At 63.8% G+C, this 3552-nt stretch carries 3 protein-coding genes; 1 reads left to right on the forward strand and 2 read right to left on the reverse strand.

The features are described from left to right. Positions 1–71: 71 nt before the first annotated feature. Positions 72–197: an Ms4527A family Cys-rich leader peptide gene (locus A5652_RS29165; protein ID WP_369805799.1), complete on the reverse strand. Its 126-nt coding sequence runs from the start codon at positions 195–197 to the stop codon at positions 72–74. Between the two features lie 167 nt (positions 198–364). On the opposite strand from A5652_RS29165, the gene hemW reads away from it, so the two are divergent. Further along, positions 365–1537: a radical SAM family heme chaperone HemW gene (gene hemW, locus A5652_RS14890; RefSeq protein WP_067352606.1), complete on the forward strand. Its 1173-nt coding sequence runs from the start codon at positions 365–367 to the stop codon at positions 1535–1537. 17 nt (positions 1538–1554) lie between these two features. Here the strand turns inward: hemW and A5652_RS14895 are convergent, their stop codons facing one another. Next, positions 1555–2796, reverse strand: a complete 1242-nt coding sequence (locus A5652_RS14895) for a sodium-dependent bicarbonate transport family permease (RefSeq protein ID WP_067352609.1) — start codon at positions 2794–2796, stop codon at positions 1555–1557. Positions 2797–3552 lie beyond the last annotated feature (756 nt).

The raw sequence follows: 3552 nt of genomic DNA on the forward strand, positions 1-3552 counted from the left end.
GTTCACCGGCACTTCTGGGCGGCACGGAACCGTCGGCCAGCTGGAGACACAGGGGGCCTGGGTCTACCACGTCAAGGCAGACAGATACAGCTGCAAACGCGCTTGAGATCGATGTGCCGTCGCGCCACGAGCACTATGCGCGGGCTGGGCTGGGCGACAGTCACGCCACCATTGTGCCACGGATGCCGAAGGGCCATGCGAGCAGGTCAAATCTCGGCTCACGGTGATTAAAAATTCCGGGCAATTCTGGTAAATCGCACTCGCAAACCCTTATTCGTTCAAGGTGACCCGCGCTGTGCGCGGGTGGGCGTCGCAACCGAACCGACGACCCAAAGCCAACCCTTTCGTCGTGGGATCATTTGGCATGGCCATTCGCGAGGCACCAGTCGACCTGCCCGACGTCCGGTTGGTCGCCGCGCGGCCGTTCGGCCTCTATGTGCATGTGCCGTTCTGCATAACCCGTTGCGGCTACTGCGATTTCAACACCTACACCCCGGCCGAGCTGGGTGGCGTCAATCCGGACGCCTGGCTCAGCGCGCTGGGGACGGAGCTGGAACTGGCGGCCGCGAGGCTGCAGGCGCCGCGGGTGAACACCGTCTTTGTCGGTGGCGGGACGCCCTCGCTGCTCGGGGGACCGCGGATGGCGACGCTGCTGGGCATGGTGCGCCAGCACTTCACGCTGGCCCCCGATGCCGAGGTCACCACCGAAGCCAATCCCGAGTCAGCATGGCCCGATTTCTTTGATGCCATCCGGGCGGCCGGCTACACCCGGGTATCGCTGGGGATGCAGTCGGTGGCGCCGAAGGTCTTGGGCGTCCTTGACCGCATCCATACACCGAACCGGTCGGCCGCCGCGGCCCGCGAAGCGTTGGCGGCGGGTTTTGAGCACGTCAGCCTCGATTTGATCTACGGAACTCCGGGGGAGTCCGACGATGACCTGTTGTGCTCGGTCGACACCGCGATCGAGACCGGCGTAGATCACGTGTCCGCCTATGCGCTGGTCGTCGAGGAAGGCACGGCGCTGGCGCGGCGAGTGCGGCGCGGCGAACTGGCCGCACCCGATGACGACGTGTTGGCTCACCGCTACGAATTGGTGGATGCGCGACTGTCGCGGGCGGGACTGTCCTGGTACGAAGTGTCCAACTGGTCGCGGCCCGGCGGTGAGTGCCGGCACAATCTCGGCTATTGGGACGGCGGCCAGTGGTGGGGCGCGGGGCCGGGAGCGCACGGGTACGTCGGTACGACGCGCTGGTGGAATGTCAAGCATCCCAACACTTATGCGGAGAGGTTGAGTGCCGCGTCGCTGCCGGTGGCCGGCTTCGAGCAGCTCGATGCCGACGCCTTGCACACCGAGGATGTGCTGCTGAAAACTCGGCTGCGCCAAGGCCTTCCAGTTGATCTGCTGAGCGCCGCCGAGCGCGACCGCGCCCGGGGTGTGGTTGCCGACGGGTTGTTGGTGTCCGACGGGGACACGCTTGTCCTGACTCCGCGCGGACGGCTGTTGGCCGACGCGGTGGTGCGAACGCTATTGGGGTAGCGACGTTGTCCGTGTGGTCAGACGCCGAACCAGTGCTGGAAGGCGCGGGCGATCTCGATGTAAAGCGGAATCCCCACGGTGACGTTGTAGGAGAAGGTCAGGCCCAGGGACGCGGCCAGCGGCAGCGTGGGGCTCGCCTCGGGGATCGCCAGGCGCTGCACCGCGGGGACGGCGATGTAGGACGCCGCACCGCAAAGGACCGCGAACAATACGTAGGTTCCGGTCTTGAAGTCGGTGTGGGTCAGCGACGCGTAGCTGCAGGCGACGATAATGCCCAGTGTCGCAAAGACATTGGGCGCCACCAGGCCGAAGACGATGAAACCGGGACCCGCGGTGCGAAGGTCCTTCAACTTGCGCGACGCCGTCATCCCCATCTCCAGCAGGAACAGGCAGAGCACGCCCTGGAACGCCAGCACGAAGAATTTGTCGTCGTCGGCGACGACCTTCTGTCCCTGCAGTCCGCTGACGAGGCCGATGATGATGCCGCCCATCAACAGGACCAGGCCGGGATTGAGGAAGACCTCCTGAAAGAGCTCCCGCGAAAAAATGGGCGCCCTCTTGCCCCTGGTGCGCGCAGGCTTCGGCTCGGGCTCCAAATCCGGGTGCTCCAGCTTTTCCAGCGAGAGCTCCAGCTCCTGCTCGATGGCGGCTTCCTCCTGCCTCTCGAGACTCTGGCCTTGCGGAGGACGCGCGGGGGTGCCGGGTCCGACTCCGACCTTGACGGGCGGCGTGTAGCCGGCCTCGTCGGGCATGTAGCCGGCGGAGTCCATGCCGCGATGGCGGAGTCGGGCCACGAAATACAGCGCGACCAAGCAGCCCGGAATCTCCATCACCGCCAGCATCACCGGCATGTAGGCGTTGAAAGCGACGTTAACCGCGGCCAGGACAGCCACGCAGGTGGCAAAGGTTCCCGCCGAGTCCGACCCGTAATAGCCGGCGATGGTGGCGCGGTCGACTTTTCGTAGGGATTTGAGGCGGCTAAGCCCCAGGTAGGCCATGCCGCCGATCAGACAGTTCAGCACGAAGCCCAGAATCATGAAGCCGACGATGGCCCCGACGCTCGACGCACTGACCTGTGCGAGTTCTTCCCCGCCGTGCCAGCCGATGGCCAGCAACAGATACATCGTCAATCCCTGATAGATGACGTAGGGGAATTCGAACCGCACCTTGAGAATCGGAATCAGGAACCCGAAGTAAAAGAACAGCAGAAGCGGCTTGAATAAGTTATGGGTGAAGTTGTGCCAGAACTCATGCAGCATCAATGCCTCCGTTGATTAGAGCGCTGATCTGGGGAAGCACCGTCCGCAAGCGGAGCAACCACGAAACATCCCGACGACCGTCAAGAAACTATCCGCACCGCTGACTCGCCGCCAGTCGAACACGCACAGGGAAACGGGAGCCCTGTCGTCCGGCAAAGATCCACAAAATCGCTGTTCAGGACCGTATTTCTGCGGCGAAAACAGTCATGCGTTCGGCTCGGCGGCACGCCACCAGTTTGGTGTAAAACTGCTGTGCATTTACTGTGGAGTCAATACTGGTCAACGCGCCAATCTGACGAGCGACGGCGGGACGCCGGCCCCTTTTTTGGTGCGTTGTCGACAGCTTGGCCGCGGCGAGTAATGCGTCGTGATTCGCCTCCGCCGCCCGTTCCTCCAATCCGGCGGATCCTTCGCGGGCAGCGAGCCAAGAAAGAGTCTGGCTGCCGGAGCAGCCCGTTGTGCTGCCGCCACGCAAACGATCGGGAAACACTTCGAGTTGCGAGCCTCACGTCCGGCCGCGGTTACACACCTGGACGGCGCAGCGCAGTCGGCTTTAGCTGCGCAAACAAGTGGACATCGTCAGCGCGTTGCCGCGCTGCTAGGCGCTGGGCCCGACTGGCCGGCGCTTCAACTCCGCGAGCGTTCTGTCCGAATGCGGCAATCGAGGAACAGTTCGCTGAATCGGTTGCGCACAGCTACATAGGTTAGGCTACATTTACTAACCGTGACCGAGGTCAGCGTCGAGACAAGTTCCGG

This window comes from Mycobacterium sp. 1165178.9, from assembly GCF_001673555.1.
In the GTDB taxonomy this organism is placed as follows: Bacteria; Actinomycetota; Actinomycetes; order Mycobacteriales; family Mycobacteriaceae; genus Mycobacterium.